At 57.1% G+C, this 16,728-nt stretch carries 8 protein-coding genes; 3 read left to right on the forward strand and 5 right to left on the reverse strand.

The annotated features are described in order from the left end of the window. Window positions 1-10: 10 nt before the first annotated feature. The gene (locus BLQ55_RS21760; protein WP_092256905.1) at window positions 11-2,143 is read left to right on the forward strand and encodes an autotransporter outer membrane beta-barrel domain-containing protein; all 2,133 of its coding nucleotides are present in this window, start codon (window positions 11-13) and stop codon (window positions 2,141-2,143) included. Between the two features lie 239 nt (window positions 2,144-2,382). Further along, the gene (locus BLQ55_RS21765) at window positions 2,383-3,873 is read left to right on the forward strand and encodes a hypothetical protein (RefSeq protein WP_143011766.1); all 1,491 of its coding nucleotides are present in this window, start codon (window positions 2,383-2,385) and stop codon (window positions 3,871-3,873) included. Between the two features lie 44 nt (window positions 3,874-3,917). Here the strand turns inward: BLQ55_RS21765 and BLQ55_RS21770 are convergent, their stop codons facing one another. The 5 genes from BLQ55_RS21770 to BLQ55_RS21790 form a co-directional block, all read right to left on the reverse strand. Next, window positions 3,918-5,015: a fimbrial protein gene (locus tag BLQ55_RS21770; RefSeq protein WP_176814235.1), complete on the reverse strand. Its 1,098-nt coding sequence runs from the start codon at window positions 5,013-5,015 to the stop codon at window positions 3,918-3,920. Between the two features lie 61 nt (window positions 5,016-5,076). Further along, a complete protein-coding gene (locus BLQ55_RS21775) occupies window positions 5,077-7,584 on the reverse strand; it encodes a fimbria/pilus outer membrane usher protein (protein WP_092256914.1) in 2,508 nt (835 codons plus the stop codon). Between the two features lie 25 nt (window positions 7,585-7,609). Beyond that, window positions 7,610-8,371: a fimbrial biogenesis chaperone gene (locus tag BLQ55_RS21780; protein WP_092256917.1), complete on the reverse strand. Its 762-nt coding sequence runs from the start codon at window positions 8,369-8,371 to the stop codon at window positions 7,610-7,612. A gap of 109 nt (window positions 8,372-8,480) precedes the next feature. Continuing rightward, complete coding sequence (locus BLQ55_RS21785) at window positions 8,481-9,029, reverse strand: fimbrial protein (protein WP_092256919.1); 549 nt, start codon at window positions 9,027-9,029, stop codon at window positions 8,481-8,483. A 257-nt stretch (window positions 9,030-9,286) separates the two neighbouring features. Next, window positions 9,287-14,368, reverse strand: coding sequence for an RHS repeat-associated core domain-containing protein (locus BLQ55_RS21790; RefSeq protein ID WP_176814236.1), 5,082 nt, complete (start codon window positions 14,366-14,368; stop codon window positions 9,287-9,289). 425 nt (window positions 14,369-14,793) lie between these two features. Here BLQ55_RS21790 and BLQ55_RS21795 point away from each other — a divergent pair. Then, window positions 14,794-16,728 (forward strand): hypothetical protein (locus BLQ55_RS21795; protein WP_256326634.1); only part of this gene is annotated, 1,935 nt, incomplete at its 3' end.

The following is a 16,728-nucleotide window of genomic DNA, read 5'->3' on the forward strand; positions in this document are numbered from 1 at the left end:
CCCGTTTATCATGATCTGTCAATTCACTCAGGCCCGTACATTGACGGACGAAGACCTGGCCATTGGCGCTGGGGGCCGTCCCGACAATTATCAGCTGTTTGGTAACTCCACCCTGACCGCCAATGGTGCCTCCACCCAGGATATTCGGGTGGCTATCGGTGGCACGGTCAATCTAAATGGCACGACAGTCACAGGTGGATCCAGTAACGGCGTGCAGTTGGTCGATAGTACTGCAAACATAGCCGCCAACAGCACCGTGACCAGCAACGGTACAGCGCTGGCCTTGACGGGCAATGTGTTGGGGGCCAAAGCCACGGTCACGGACAGCTCGCTCATCGGCGGCAGCCGTGGTGCCTCCCTCAGTGCTGCAAGTGAGCTGACGCTGAGCAACGCCACGGTGACTGCAACGGGTGCCACGGGCACGGGTATCGTCAGTTTCGGTGGAACGGTCCAGGCCAGCAACAACACCCGAATCACGGGCGGTCGTAACGGTGTTGTCTTGCGTAATGACATCTCTTCGGTAAAGGGGAACCAGCTAACGCTGGATGCCAGCCATGTCGAAGGCCTCAATGGTGCGGCCATCGTCGTGAGCAGCGTTACCGGACTCCCTGATCGCGAAGCGGTGATCGACGTGAACAATGGCTCGACCCTCAAGGGCAGCGATGGTGTGATGCTGCAAGTTACGAACGATGGCATGGCGGCGCTGAACGTCGATAACAGCGTTCTGCTCGGTGATGTGGTGGCCGAAGCGGGCAGTATCGCGAAGGTGGCCTTGAGCAACTTCGCCACCTTGACCGGGCGCCTGGAGAACGTCGATACCCTGGCGGTCAATAGCTCGGGCAAATGGGTCATGGTCGAAGACAGTCAGCTAAAGAATCTGTCGATGGCAGGGGGGGAGGTTCAGTTTGGTCAGCCTGGCAGTTTCTATGCCTTGTCGGTGGAGAATCTCAGCGGTAACGGCAACTTCATCATGCATGCGGACTTTTCCAACGGGCAAGCCGATTTTCTGAATATCACGGGGACAGCAACCGGTACTCATACGCTTGACGTGGCCAGTACCGGTGCGGAACCGACGCTGACCAACCAGCGCATCCATGTCGTCCACGCAGCCAGCGGCGATGCTGCGTTCTCGTTGATCAATGGCCGGGTAGACTTGGGTATTTATTCTTATGATTTGCTCAAGGATGGCGCCAACGATTGGTATCTCGATGGTGCGAGCAAAACCATCAGTCCTGGTACGGCGTCGGTGCTGGCGCTGTTCGATGCCTCGCGTACGGTCTGGTATGGCGAACTGAGCACGTTGCGTTCGCGCATGGGCGAAGTGCGGATGAACCAGGGGCAGTCTGGCGGCTGGATGCGGGCGTATGGCAACCGCTTCGATGTTTCTGCCGACTCTGGAATGGCCTATAGGCAGACCCAGCAGGGATTGGCTTTTGGTGTGGATACCCCCGTGCCGTCAGTTGGGGATGGACAGTGGGTGTTTGGCCTGATGGGTGGTTATAGCCGGTCCGACCTGGACCTGATTCATGGGACCTCGGGCACGGTCAACAGCTTTTATGTCGGTTCTTACGCCACTTGGCTGGACGCCGAGAGCGGTTACTACTTCGATGGCGTGCTCAAGTTTAACCGCTTCCAAAATGAGTCCAAGGTCAGTCTCAGTGACGGGGCACAGGCCAAGGGGCGATACAACACTCATGGATTGGGCACTACGCTGGAGTTTGGTCGGCAGATCAAGTTGGACGAAGGCTATTTCATCGAGCCTTTTGGGCAAGTCTCGGCGCTGGCGGTTCAGGGCAAACGTTACCAATTGGATAATGGCATGGCTGCCGATGGCAACCGGAGTTATTCCTTGCTGGGCAAAGTGGGTGCAAGTGCCGGTCGGGATATCGACCTGGGTCATGGGCAGATGCTTCAGCCTTACCTCAAGGCAGCGCTGGTCAACGAGTTCGCCAAAGACAATCAGGTCAAGGTCAATAGCACAAGCTTCAACAATGACCTTTCCGGTTCTCGCCTGGAGTTGGGAGGTGGCGTTGCCATGAAAGTCGCGGATAAAGTGCAAGTCCACGCCGACGTCGATTACAGCCAAGGCAAAAAGATTGATCAACCATGGGGAATAAACTTCGGCATGGAATACAAGTTCTGATCAGCTTTGTTTAAAAGGTCAGATCCGTGGATTGTTTTCACGAGACGGCATGAGGGTTAGTCAAACGAGCAAGGACCGTAACGGTCCTTGTTTCATTTTTCATGAACTCTTTTTTGGAGTCTGTCAACTGAGCAGTTCTGTTAGTACTCAACGGTTTGGTTTTGGAATCTAATGGGGCCTCTCTGGACAGGAGTGGCTTTGGAGGCGTGGTTACTCATGTGTTGATAGGAGGGTCCATGATGTCAAATTCGAAAAATTCCAGTACGTTCGGCAAAAACCAGGCCCCGATTTACGATCCGCCTACGGTCGTGGCGTTGCCAAATATCGACGGAGGCGAAACCAATCTGCTGCATAAGAGCGCCCTGGAAGCGCCCTTGCCCGTCACTATTCCCAAGTGGTTGAATTCCGATCCCAAGCCCCATGAGCCGGAGTGGGTCACGCTGTATTGGGGAGACGTTGATCTGGAAACAAAGACCTGGACCGCCCCGGTGCCCGATGCGGATCGGGTATTTTATGTTCCCGTCCCTTTACTCTTACATGGCGAACATTCACTTCATTATTTCCTACACCTGTACAACGGTGCCGAGGATGACTCTTTTGATCTAACCCTGACCATCGATACCCTCAAGCCGCTGCTCAACCAGACCGATGACCTTGCGCAGTTTCCCGAAGCGATCCTGACAGGTGGGGTAACGGCCCAATATCTAGATCAGAACAACGATCAAGTGAAGGTCGGTATCCCCCGTTATGATGAGCAGCGGGGTGGCCCCAAGGTCGGCGATATCATTACCTTGTATTTGAACGAAAAAAACGGAACCGGAGAGCCGGATCAGCTAAAGGTCGGTGAATTGACTGTTCCGCACCCGGTACCCAACGCTCTTGAGGGCGTGTATGAGGGGAAGGCGTTTCGCGACTTTGGCGACCGTGTGGGGTATGCGCGATATCGTGTCCAAGACCGGGCGGGGAACATCAGTGAGTTGTCGGGGCGGGTTGAGCTGGATGTGAAGGCTGCACCGACACCGCGTGATCTGTCCTATCCATGGGTGAAAGAAGCCTCCGGCAACCCACAGGCCAGTCGGCTCGATCCAAACCTTGCGGCTGTCGTCAATAATGGCGTCATAGTTGCCATCCCTCAAAACGCGATCATCTCGGATACGGAGACCGCCGCCGTACTGTTTGGTGAAGAAGGCGGTTTCGGATTCTATCGAGCTGACACACCCATCGTCACAGGAGGGCGGGAGTACCGCATTCCCAAGGAGTATGTCGCCCGAAACCTGCGAAAAAACATACCGATAATCTTCGAGGTGACCGGTCCCAATATTCCCACACCGCTTGAGTCTCAGACGCACAGCCTGACGATCTCCAGCCTGAGCGGCGGGTTGCCGGTCCTTCAGTCCACCAGTTTTAATGCGACGACGTTGAGCTTGGCCAATATTCCCGACGGCGGGGCGGCTGTTCTCAGGCTGGGTAGCTGGAAGTACATGGCGACGTCACAGTTCCTCAGGGTCGAGATGAGGGGATTGCTGAGTGCGGGAGGCGCTCACACCGTGACGATTCTCGATGCTCAGCCTGTGACTTCGGTGGGTGAAATGCAAGCAGGACAGATACTCAAGACGGAGCTTCGCAGATTTCAAATCGGTGAAAAGCTCACCTTCATCGCGAAGGTCAGCTTTGACAATAAGCAGACCTGGCACGACTTTCCAACCATAGATCCTCAATTAACCAACTGACCCTTGAGCATGAAGTATTGCCGTTTCAGCGATGCGCCTCGCGCTCATTTGTAGGTCATGGTGAAGTTCAACGCGCCTTTGGCCACACCGGGATCGACGTGAGGCGCTATCTGGTAGAACCGTGCGTTGAAGTCCAGTACCGTCGTGCCGGATGTGATGGGCACCAGGGGAACCTCCATACCCAGTGCGACAGGGGTCAGGCCGTCGCCCCTGAGGATTTGAACACCTACGCCCGATGCTCCAGAGTCTGCGGTCAGGCTGAAAACGCCGTTGTTTTCATCGACGGGGACGGACCCCAGAACACCATCGAGCTTGATCGTTGCGACGGCGATATTGCCATCTGACGGGTCGGCTTCGCAGGCGCTGAGCGTGATAGTAAAAGGCGCAAGGGTTGTGCCGAAGCCGGGGCCTGTGAACTCGGAGGTGTCCCAGGTCCCCAGTGGCACTGGATTGACGCTTACCGGGTTGCCCGAGATGCCGCAATGAGCCTGAATCACCGTGCCCACGGGGCCTACGCCGAACCCTTTGCCGACGCCGGTAAAGGTCCCGTTGAACAGTTCGCGGCCATCCAGTGGGTTGGGACCGGTCGCAATGGGGCCGGTTTTGATCAGGGTGGTGTAGGTCCGCAGGTTGCGCAGTGTAAAGCGTATGAACGTGGTGATCTGGTCCTGATAGCCATCGAAGGGCACGATCGGGCGATAGGTCGGTCCGCCGATGGGGATGAAGGTGTTGTTGCCGCTGCCATCGAAGGGAAAATCCAGGCGGATCAAGGCGCCCACGCCTGGAATATTGGTGTTGAATACCTTGCCGTTCACATCGATCCCGTCAACCGGCGGCAACTGGCCGGCGAACAGCGGGGCGGTTGGCTGGGCCTGGAAGTTGAGGATAATGCCGGGGGTATCGATGCTGCAGTCCAGTTGCGAACCACCGCCGCTGCTGAAGGTGTGTTTGTTCAAGGTGCCGATGACACTTCCTACGGCAGCGTCCCGAGGGACATAAAGCGTGCCCAATTGAGGCTGGAAATTCAGGGGCCCACTTCCGGCCTCCCACCAGCAAGTATCGGCGGCGGCGAACGCGGATGAAGTCGGGCTGCCGGTGACCAGCACCAGAGATGTCAGCAGCAGTCGTGTCGATTGTTTCATGGTGTTTCCTGTGAGATCGGGCATGACAATAGGCTGTTTGCCAGTGGCTGGGTGGCGGGTGTCAATGGCATCTCAGCGCCTGAATGCGGTAGCCCTGCAGCTGCTCCATCGTCTGCGGATTGACGTCCAGCCGGCATTGAGGGGCGTCGCCCGGTGCCCAGCGCACGTTAAGTTGTTGTGGCTCGGGCCCTACAGAGAGCAATACCTGGCCGGCCTGGCCCACGGTACCCAGGACAGCGCCCTGGGCATCGCTGACCTGAGCCCCGAAAGGCAGGGCCTGGCCGTTAGCCGTTTGCCCGCTGATCAGCAGGCGATTGATGGTGCGCGCGGTGAAGGTGGTCTTGACCACGGCCCCGCGGCGTGGGACGACTTGCGCGGTGCCATTGTCGATCTCGATTTCAGGCCCCAAATCATCCGTTTGCAGGGACACCTGGTTCATTCGATAGGGCCGCAGGTAAGGGACCAGCGCGAAGCCTTGGGCGTTGGTTTTCACGCCTGTCGCGTTCTTGACTCCCACACCGGGGATATCCGGTACTTCAACCAACGCCAGCGTTTCTCCCAGGTACGGGCCAGCTTCAATACCATCGGCATGAAGCAGCAATGCGCCGCTGGCGTTCAGTGAGGTCGTGCGGTAGTGGCTGCTTTGAGTGATCCCGGCGCCGACGCTGCCAGTGGCCCCTTGATAACCTAAAGCCAACTCGGCTGACTGTCGCTGTTGCGAGTCGTGGCTGATGCTGGCTCGATAGTTGAGCCGGTTTTCAAGATTGTTACCGCTCAGGCTGGCCCGCCGGCTGTGGCGTCCGGCGTTGTTCTGTACGTCGAACGTGGCAGTGCTCGAAGGCATGAAGTCCAGCGGCAATGATACGCTCAACCCCATTTGGCGCTGCTCGCTCACGTTGCGTTTGTCGTTATCTCTGAGCGATTGCAAGGCATAGACGTTATAGGTCACGCCTTTGTGTTGGGTATTGAAGTTGAACTGGAACTGGCGTTGGGTGTTATTCGTTTGCCAGTAATCCTGGTGCGAGAACGTCAGGTTGACGGCGCTGTGTTTCCCGATTTTTTGGTTGATTGCCGCTTCGAGACGGCTGCGTCGGCTGCCGAAAAAACGGACGTCGTGCTCGCGGTCGCGCACAGCTTCGTCGAAATCGCGGTAACCCTCGGTGGAATAGCGATAGCCAGCGAAACGCAACTGGGTCCCGCTTTGGAATGATCTGCCGTATTTGACCGAGTAACTCTTGCCTTGCACGTCCTGGCTTGCCTGCGTATCGGAGTGACTCAGGTCCAAGGCCAGGGCGCCCAGCGCACCCAAGTCCCGGGAGGCCCCCAGTGTGACGGCCCGATAAAAGTCGCTGCCCATCGCGCCCCCATATAACGTCGTGCTCCAGCCGAGCCCCCAGGCCAACGTACCTTGCCAGAGCAGAGGGTGGTCACCCTCGCTGATGGCGTTGTAATGCCCCACTGTCGCGCTGTAACGCCAGAGACCTTCGCGCAAAAGATTGCTGAGTGTGGCGTAAGGCTGCGTGTAGCGATGAACCTGGCCATCGGCTTCGGTTAATACGATTTCCAGTTCACCGCTGCCGCCCACGGTAGTGAGATCATCGATTTCATAAGCGCCGGGGCTGACATAGGTGGAGTAGATCGGGTAACCGTTTTGCAGGACTTCGAGCTTGGCCCGCGTCTGGGCCACGCCTCGTATGACAGGGGCATACCCCTGGAGGGCATCGGGCAGCATGTCTGGGTCCGAAGCAACGATCGCGCCCTTGATGGGCAGGCTCCTGAACACATCGCCCCGGGTAAAGGTTTCACCCAGGGTCAGATTGGCTTGCAAACCGGGAAGATCGCGCTGGGCATAGGTATAGGCGCTGCTCCACTCGCGTTGGTTCTGTTCATTGCGGCGTAACGTCTGGTTGCTGCGCAAACGCCAGGCGCCCAGATTCAGCCCACTGTTGAGGTACAGGTCATCACTCTGGCTGGAGCCGCCTTGTTGATGATTGCTCTGCTGCGCCGACACCTGGTAATTGATAAAGGCCGCGTTGATACCGTGATCCCAGCGCTCGGGGTCGGCATAATCTGACTGATTCCTGCGCATGGCTATCTGGGGAACCGAGAGTGACAACCACAGCTTGGCGCCTTCGAACTCGATATTGGCCCCGGGGATTACGCTGGCCAGGTCGATGCAGTCGGTGTTCAGCGCTTGGTTGTCGGCCAGGCCGTCGAGACGTACGCCCAGCTCTTGAAGCAAATCGGACGATAGGCAGGGCAGCAGGTCGCCCTCGGGGCTGAGGCTGAAGTCGAGCTCACGCAGGCCAAAGGAGCGCCGGTTGATTTGAAGTTCGACCCGATAGCGCCCCGGCCCAAGGTCCTGACGCTGGCCCAGCGCACTGAGTGCCAATGCCCCGGCATCGTGAGTGTATTCCGGATGCTGGCGCAGGAAACCGGATTGGAATTCAACCGTCGCATCGGCCAGCGCGGGTGTGATATCGAGCAGTGCCGTACTGGCACCCAGGGCGACCCAGTGAGCCAGGCGTGCTTCGCCGCCGATACCCGAGCGTTTCAAGAGTCGAGTCATTAAAAGTGTCCGAGAGAGCATGGCGTCACAGTGTTGGAGGGAGCTGCACGGGGGCGGTCAAAGGCGCGCTGAAAGCGCCGTAGTCATTGACTGTGGTGAAAGTGACCTGCAAGCCGACTGTCGGTTTGATCCGGCCCAAGGCAAATGTCTGGCGTTGCAGCGGTGCCGACATGGCCGGGTTATTCAGTTCTTCGGATTGGCGCTGGTCGCTGACTTCAAGCCGGCTGAATGAGACATGGAAGGGGGTTGGGTTGTAGACCACCAACTGCGCCGAGCCGTTGACCTGCTCAATTGACCACTGCAGATCCTTGAGGCGGGCTTGCGGGTTGTCCTTGATTTGGCTGGGGCGATAGAACAGTTTGATCCGTGTGCGCAGGGCGATATTCAGGGCGTTGGCGTGGCTGGTATCGGCCTGGGGAATTTCCTGGACGTTGAAATAGAACAGCGATTCACGGTCCGTCGGCAAAGTGTTGGGGAGTGCATTGATCTGCACTTGTTGCTCCTTGCCGGGGTTGAGCCGGAACAACGTGGGTGACGGCATGAAGGGGACGGCGGTGGTGGTGTCGTCGGCGGCGGTGTTGACCCAGGTTTGAACGGCAAAAATATTCTCGCTGGGGTTGGCGATGATCAGCGAAACACTGCGTTTGTCACCGTCGAACACCACGCGGGTGCCACTCAGGCTCAGCGCCGCCTGACTCTGGGCACTCTGGAAAAACAAGATCGACAGTGCCGCGCAGGCGCCAAGAATTGACCGCGCGGCCCCAGGCTGCTTGATGAACGTGAACATAGAAAAGTACCGGTGGATCAGGCGCGGGACTGCGCCTGAGGTGCAGTGCGCTTGCGCCATGGGGAATCCGGCGTACAAGCCGGCACCTCATGGCGGGCGCGGGGGGAAATCAGATGATGTTCACAAGGAACATGATGTGCGCCGAGGCAGGTCCCGGCGTTACTGTGGCAGCGGTCGAGCGATAACGGGCATGGAAGAGCATGTCGGTTTCGCCGCCGGCGACCAGGTTGTACGCGACGGAGCTGGTGCCGGGTGCGATGGCGGCGCCCGACTTGTCGCGGATCGCAATGGACACGCCCTTCGCATGGCCCGGTGTCGAGGCAACGGCAAAGTAGTCGCCGCTGCTGTCGGCGGCACCGTTGAAGGTCGTGGTGGCGGTTTGGCCAGGGGCGATCACACAGCCTGAGCCGCCTTTGACGCGCAGGACAAAGTCCTTGCCCAGCAGTTCATCCCCGACCTGGGTGAAGTGACTGGCATCGACACTGCCCATGTAAACGGTATTGCCGATGGTGCCATCGCCTGGGTTGACGACTTCGATGGGGCAGGTACTGGCGGTGATTTCACCTTGGAAGTGGATGGTACCGGTGTTGGCAAGCGCCGCGGTGCCTGCCAGGCTGGTCGCCAGGCCAAGGCACAGGGCGAGGGAAGTTTTTTTCATGGTGGGAATCCAGTGGCGCAGTGCTCGGCATTCAAGGCGTGAGACCGGACGGGGCGCACTGCGATTTGGCCGGTGTCGATAAGGTCTCTCTGGATAAGTTTAAGAAGCGGCGTGGGGGGCGGGATATGAGAGAGTTCTCATTGTGAACGTGGGGCGTCAGGGAGGTGGAACAGAATGTTTCGGGGGGCAGGCACCAACCGAGACCGAGGTGTTCTCGGTCAGGTTGGTGTTCAGGTGAGTGAGGGGAATTAGGCGGTTCAGGAGCGCCGCATTGCTGCAATTATGTCTCGTACTTCTGACACAGCTTGAGAAATGTTGGCTCTAGCACCGACCTCGGTGTGGAATCTTGGGTTTATCCTTTCCAATACTAATTGGAGCTCAGTCTTACCAAGGGCCTCATTCGCGCCGGTTTGGGGAGGCCGCACTTGAGGACGACCGGCGGAAGGGGGAGGCTGCACTTGAGGACGACCGGCGGAAGGGGGAGGCTGCACTTGAGGACGACCGGCGGAAGGGGGAGGCTGCACTTGAGGACGACCGGCGGGAGGGGGAGACTGCACTAGAGGACGACCGGCGGGAGGGCGCGGGGGCGCTGCAGTTTGTCCTGCCGAACTCACCGTGGGTGAACTGCGATAGAAAGGCAGGTTACGCCTCAGTACCGCTTTGGGTATTTCCAGGGGCGGTGGGAGTTCTCTGACCCCACTCATGACGAGTCCGTTGAACCACTTAGGCGTCTGGTTTGCTAGAGCGCGTCCTACAGCGTAACCACCGATCGCGCCAACCAAGCCAATTCCCATGCCCGCGTAGTCCAATATCTGGCCCACCAGCAAAGCGTCCTCATTATCATCGGCTGTTGCCGCTCTGATCGCCGTAGTAACGAACCCCAAACCTACGGCAGTCACTGATGCTGCGTTAGCAACCACAGCGGCAACCAATGCCAGGCCACTCAGACCGCCTGTGGGGACCCAGGTAATGACAGCAAAGACAGCCGCAACGACAGTCACGGCGGCGCTGATAGCGACAGCGACCCAGTTTTTACTTCGTTTGTACGCGCCCGGAACCCGATCCTCATCCGGGTGTTTCATGCGCGAGACCGAACTCACATGGCCCGTCGGGTCCTTGAAGCGAATCGGGTTACCCAGGCAATAGCAGTAGGGGTTGACGCCACCGGCACCGAAAGGGCTGAAGGAATCCGGGCTGTGGAAGCGCATCAGCACCGGGTTGTAGGCGCGATAACCGTTGCCCAGCAGGTACCAGCCACTGCTACTTTCCCGCACCTCGCCATTGAAGGCCCGAACGCTCAATAAAGGTTCTTCGCTGCTGCGCTCGCCGTAGGCGCTATAGATAGCGGCGCGTAACGCGGCACCTTGGCATTCGCCCAGTACACTGCCGTTGGCATCGGTGAACAACAGCAGGTTTTTCGACGGATCACCCGGTTGGTGTTGGCCCAGGACCTGGTCTGCGGCGGTGAAGAAGTGGGTCTGCGCGGCGCTCTGGACGGTATAGCTCAGTTCGTCACCCTGGTAGAGGCGCAAGGATTTCGCCTGGGTATCCGCCTGGGAACTGATCAGGCGATCATGCCCATCGTACTGGTATTGCATGACCGATTGCTGGCTGACGGAGCGCACTTCCAGCAGGCGGCTCTGGCTGTCGTAGCGCAGCAATTGCCCCAGCTCATCATTACGCATGTTGCCATTATCGTCGTAGTCGAAGGTCTGTTCCTCCGTGGGGCCTCCATCGAGGCTGCGGGTCATCCTGACCAGGCGACAGGGGTCGTCGTCGGCGTCGGCGTAGAAGTATTCGTTGACCTCGCTGGCCCCTCCCGAAAACTGGCTCACTCGTAGGGTGATGTTGTCCAGGTCATCGAAAATGTACATTTGTTGCTCGATGGCGCGACCGGCTTGATCCTTGGGCAAATCCCGGCCCGAGCAGGTATGGACGCTCAAGCGGCCACGGTCGTCGTAGTCGAACGTCTCCAGGAGCAGGCTGTTCAGAAGGCCTGCCTCCTCGATTTGCAGATGACGTGACTTGAGCTGCCCGTCGGGATACCACACCTGCTCGATGGTCCGTGTCGAATGCCCCGGCAATGTGATCGTACGCAGGATTTCCTGATCCTGATCGTCATACGTCAACTCGGTGATGAGTGTGGTGTTGGCGTCAGTGTCAACGCTGGTGGTTTTGCTCAAGCGACTGAGCGCATCGTATTCGAATGTCGCTTCCAGGATACCCTGAACGCTACGCGTAACGAGTCCCGCGCTGTCGTATTCGTAGACGTTTTCGACGGTGTTGAGGTGGTTGATATCCAAGCGCTTGCGCAGTTGTCCTCCCGAGGTGCTGATGTATTGGGTTTCCCAGGACAATCCCTGCTCATCGACCCATTGCTCACTGCGCACCTGGTTGGTGATGTCGTATTCGTAGTGACGCGAACCTTGCTCGTTCTGCGCCTTGACCAGACGAGCCGAGACCGGGTGGTAGTCAAAGGCGCTCTGTGTATCGGGCGAATGAATGGCGGTGGGCTGATCGGTCAGTTGCAGATTTTTATATTCATAGGTGATCACCGCGCCGGCGGCGGTGGTTCTCGTGTTGGGTTGCAACTGATCGTCGATGTAGCCAAGCGTTTCGCGGCGCATGCCGGTCTGGGTTTCGGTCAGGCGTTCCAGGCCGTCGAAGGTCTGGGTGCCGATCAACACGGGGTCGGGTGAACTGCCGGAGGCGGGTTTCACCCACAGCGCCGTCGGCAGTTCCGAGCGGCTGTGGGTGGCATACTCGCGTGATACTACACACTTGTCCGGCAAGGTGGTGGTGACCATGCGGGACCAAGGGTCATAGCTGTAAAGCGTCTTGCGTTTGAGTTCGTCGACCTCTTGTGTGCAGTTACCCTGGCCATCGTACTGGTAAGTGCGGGTGGCAAGCACCTGGCCCTGTGCATCGAGGCTGGCTGTCTGCGCCGGTTTGTCCAGCGAGTTGATGCGGGTCTCGCTTTTGCCACTGATCATCGGAGAGTGGCCAGGGCTTTGCCGCCACCGGGTTTCCACCAGACCGTTCCAGGGCGATGGGTGACCGACGGCGATGCCGATGGGGTTGAATTCGGTGTGGGCCTGCACACCGTCAGGGCCAGTGACACAGGACTGTTCGCCCCAGTCGTCATACTCATAGGTGGTGGTGTAGGCGAAGGAGCGCCCTTCAAAATAGTCGTAGCGGGTTTCTTCGATCAGCTCGCCCAAACCGTTGTAACGAGCCTTCCAGGTTTGTTCGACGCGCGCGGGGTTGGTTTCGCTGACATTATCGCGCTCTTCATAAATCTGGCGTCCCAGTCCGTCAATTTGGGTTCGGGTGGTGATTCCACGTGTGTTGACGGCATCTCGCCCACTGAAGTGCCCCACGCCGGCAGAAGGGAAATACCGATAGGTGCGTACAGCCTTGAATTCGCTGCTCCGGGGCGCCGTGGTTTCACGAACCAGTCGTCCTAGTTTGTCGTACTCATAGCGGATTTCCATGTCGCTCGAGTGCAACAACAATAGCTTTCCGGTCAGTGCGGAAGTTTGCTCGATATTGACTTTCTTAACACCGTCGAAATCGGTACTCAAGGTCGTGGTGAGCTGGATGGCGGGTTCGGGGAAGTCGATGCCGAAGAGCCTTTGGTAATCAGTATCAGTGTAGGTGGTGGCGCCATTGAGGCGTACAGCCTGCCGCGACAATTGACCATGGCGTAAAGGGTCGTTCAGGTCAGTCCAGTATTGGTAAGTGGTGCTCTGCAACGCCTCCTCTCGTTCCTGGGGGGTGCCGGCATCGTGCACTTGAACCAGAACTTGCTCGTCGAGCGTGACGGGCCTCGCGAGCGGGGTCCTGGCCAGTGGAGGTATTTCGATATAGCGGTAGTGGGTCCGCAAGGTCGGGGCCGGCTCGTGGTCCGGTGCGGGCGTCACCGTGCTGCTCTTGACTTTGCAGACAAACCCATAAGGGTTATCGGGGAAGTTCTCTTCGCCAGAGGCGCGGTAGTAGACGTTGGTGGTGGTGATGCCACTGGCCTCAACGTGGGTCAGTTCATTGCCGGAGCTGTCGTAGGTGTAGGTCTCTGTTTCTGCACGTTGACGTGTCGGGTTGCTTTTAAGCCGCCAGCGATTGATCACCTGCGTAGGCAGCTGATAGGTATTCGGTTGATCCAGCACCGAGCCGTTGCGCAAAGGGTAAACGGTTTCGGTTTCCTGGATGTTGTCACCTTGTGTCGTGGTCTGGAGTATGAGCGAGTGGAAACGGTTGAACGTGCGTTTGACACTGCGCACAGGTGTTCCCGCCAGGTAATGGGTTTCCACGGTGCTGTAGTCGTAAGTACTGCTCTGATAGATCAGCGGGTCCTTGTTGTCGGTGCCCCATTGGATCGGCAAGGTGTTGCCCAGGAAGTTCTTATCATCCGGATAGGTGTATTCGACTTGCACCTTGTCAGGGTTGTCAGGGGCGCCATCGGGATAAATCTCGTGACGGCTGACACGTGGCAGGTAGCGGCCTGACGGGCCGGGGAAGCTGTGTTCGCTGTCATAGACGATCAGTTCACTACCGCCCAACGGGTTTTCCACCTTGGTCACCACGGTGTGCCCATGTTTGATCGTGTAGTCGAATCGCCAGTAACTCCGTTGGCCGGATTCATCGGCAGGCAGGGCAATGGTGCGGGCATATTTCAGCTCGCCCGAGTCGAAAGTCATCGTATAGCGCGCCCGCGCAGGGAGCGCCTCATCGACGTTGGGGTAGAGATCCAGATCCAGTTTGCCGGCGTCGCGCCGTACGCTCAACAAGGGGATCCCCGCGCCGTCGTTGACCGATTGCAGCAGCGTGTGTCCGTTGAATGAGGTATAGGCAAGGACCAGCCTGTGGCCCAGGGGGCTATAGATTTCGATCGGAACGGCGACGCGGTCGCTACCCATGCCGCGCTCTCGCAAAATTTCCACGGTGCCGGTCTTGTGCACCAGCATGAACTGTTGCTTATCTTGAAATGGCGTGTATTCGAAGAATCGGAAACTGTCGAGTTTTTTGGTCTCCATCAGCAGTTCCCCGTCCACGCCATTGGCGGTCACGGTGTGGCGTTCGCCTGTGCTCGTGGATAAAACCTGCTTGTTCATATCGTATTCGGACAGCTGCACATTCCAGCCGATGCCATAGCCGCTGTCCGTTGTGTTGAGAGCGCTGAAAGCCAATGCCAGCGAAAAGCCCGGGCCGCGCAAATCGTTGCCCTTGAGTTCGGGTAAGTCGAGGGATATCCGGTATTGCCCGGTACGTGGGTCAACGCCACTTTGCAGCGACTGCATGAAGTTGAATGCGTTGGAGGGAACGGAAGTATCGGCACTCATGGGGGCACACCTCAATGAGTCATCGAAAGCCATAATGAATGGCGCCTTTTAACGGGAGGGCTACGGCGAGTTGTCGATACGGTAACAGTCTACAGAGCGCCGGTAACCTAACAGTTCTGATAGTGGTCGGCGCGATTGGTCAGGGGTAAAACGTCTTTATCGCTGCATGAAAACTCAACGAGGGTGGCGAACCGTTGGGGAAGAGTCCCTGCGTCTGTTTTTATCAAGGTAAGCGCTTGTGGCGCCTTGAACGCACCATTTTATGGAAAGACTGATTGTCGTTGAAGGGCACGGTTCGGTAATCGCTTTTTGCTGTTCTGGCGATCAGATGGTTTTTGTGACGTTTATCTCGATAGGAAGCGCTCAGTCGTGAGTGTGCGAGACGGCTTGGCTCACCGTTGATTTTGACATTTGAGGGTATGGCAATGGCAACTACCTATACGTTGGCAGAGCTTCTGAGCTGGATGAAGGATCAGGATCGCATGAGCAAATGGGATGCGATTGTTGCCATGGAACGCAACAAAACCAATCTGCTGCTGATTCAAAATTACATTGATAAGTTCAATTTGGGCAGCTATATCCCGGCTATCACCGGAACCATTGCAACAGGTGGTGCCGGTGCTAATTTTCGGGAATATATTCAAGATTTTGAAATGGATGTACCTCGTTTGTATTTCGAGGATACCGGTCTTGATAATTCGAAGGCCAATCTGCGGATGGCCGTTGTGGCCGGTCATCAAGTCTCCATCGAAAAAAACGTGACGGTATGGCATACCACGCGCATCTTGGATTATGACCCGCTGGACGGGCCGACCTTATTCCTGGACCTGTTATTGCCCGAGGTGTCGGGAGAAATTGCCGACAATGGGAACATCCGCCTGGACCTGAGCAAAAGCGATAACTTTCGCTTGACGTTTGCCGAAACCCAGACAGAACAAGAACTGGCCGGCAGGGTTTTCAAGGCTTTGTTTAATCGATTGAATGATGAACAGCGTGTCTGGACCCTGGGCACGATTAAGCGGGGCACCAACCCCATGATGCAACCGCGTTCTTTCGGCTTGCGCACGCAGCAGGGTAGCCAGGAGGGCGAGGGAGCGATGCTTGCCTTCGTGCGCATGGAGGGTAGACATGAGGGAGCCTTTCCTGGTGCGAACAGTGGTTTTCGTTACTTGATCCCGAATGACGCCGGAAGAGATTACTCTGCAACTGTATTGGTAGGGCGAGGCCGAGTAGTTATTGGTGAGTTGGTTCGGTCGCTGGGGGAAATGATTGATCACAATAATTTTGATTATGTTTTTGATGACGATAACGGAGATATTGTTGTGACGGCTAAAGGGGGGGGGATTAAGATTCCTCGTGGGACATTTAATCATCGTTTGGAGATGACCACCCTGTTGGGTCCAGTATGGGCGGATCTTGAGGTTAGTCATCCTGAATTTCTTCTGGCGGCCAGTGAACGTCTGAAGGTTGAGCTGCATGGGCAACAGATCAGCGTCCGGTGGCTATGTGCCGGGACTGTTAGAGCTAACATAAATGTCGTAGCAACTAATTATGGGGCGCTCCAAGAGCTCATAGATATATATCCGAACAAGAACCTGTCTTACCATTTAACCGTCACGGCGCATTACCAATTGATTGATGATGGTGCCGGTGGCACGTTGAAAAGAATAAGTTATGATGTTGAAAGCAATGTAGATCCTGAGTTGGGTGTTGATATTTTTAAGTTTGGTGATGCCGTTAAGCGTAAGTTGAGTTTGGCAGATCCAGTAGACCCAATAACCGATTTAATAGGCAGGCTGTTAATTTTAATTGGACTGTTAATGGTACAGATTGCTGAAATTTTACTTAATTTGTTGGCGACGGATGCGTCGGGGATGATCGCGGGTGCAATCAAAGAGCAGTTCCCTACGGGCCGCGTCGTGTCGGGATTTATTGCGGAAAATCTTGCGCTTAACTACGGCGAAACCATTCAGATGCTCAATTTACAGTCCCCTTATGATGTCGGTCTGTTCGGCCGCATCAATCCCGCTCAAACAACGTTCGCCATCACCACGCCGGAACCCCGTATTGCCGCCGGCGCGCCGCACTATGCTTTTGAGGTTTTTCCTGAAAGGCCCGGCCTGAAATGGGCTGTTGAAGACTTGCAGCGTCGTGCTGTCAGCACAGGTACGATCGATGAAAATACAGGGGTCTACACACCTCCGGCAGCGAATCAGATCGAGGGGCGTTTCACCCGTGTACGGGTCACCGCAACCGACCCTGTTACCCAGTTCAGCAGTGCTGCCTTGGTGACGGTAGTGCGCTCGCGCTTGACGATCAATCCACTGATTCAGATTTGCAATTTAGACGAGCGTGTACCG

The organism is Pseudomonas sp. NFACC13-1, from assembly GCF_900104425.1.
Taxonomy (GTDB): Bacteria; Pseudomonadota; Gammaproteobacteria; order Pseudomonadales; family Pseudomonadaceae; genus Aquipseudomonas; species Aquipseudomonas fluorescens_AA.

Bases quoted from the DNA above. Each gene is read 5' to 3' on its own strand.
- BLQ55_RS21760 (WP_092256905.1), top strand. From the start codon at position 11: ATGATCTGTCAATTCACTCAGGCCCGTACATTGACGGACGAAGACCTG.
- BLQ55_RS21765 (WP_143011766.1), top strand. From the start codon at position 2,383: ATGTCAAATTCGAAAAATTCCAGTACGTTCGGCAAAAACCAGGCCCCG.
- BLQ55_RS21770 (WP_176814235.1), bottom strand. From the start codon at position 5,015: ATGAAACAATCGACACGACTGCTGCTGACATCTCTGGTGCTGGTCACC.
- BLQ55_RS21775 (WP_092256914.1), bottom strand. From the start codon at position 7,584: ATGACTCGACTCTTGAAACGCTCGGGTATCGGCGGCGAAGCACGCCTG.
- BLQ55_RS21780 (WP_092256917.1), bottom strand. From the start codon at position 8,371: ATGTTCACGTTCATCAAGCAGCCTGGGGCCGCGCGGTCAATTCTTGGC.
- BLQ55_RS21785 (WP_092256919.1), bottom strand. From the start codon at position 9,029: ATGAAAAAAACTTCCCTCGCCCTGTGCCTTGGCCTGGCGACCAGCCTG.
- BLQ55_RS21790 (WP_176814236.1), bottom strand. From the start codon at position 14,368: ATGAGTGCCGATACTTCCGTTCCCTCCAACGCATTCAACTTCATGCAG.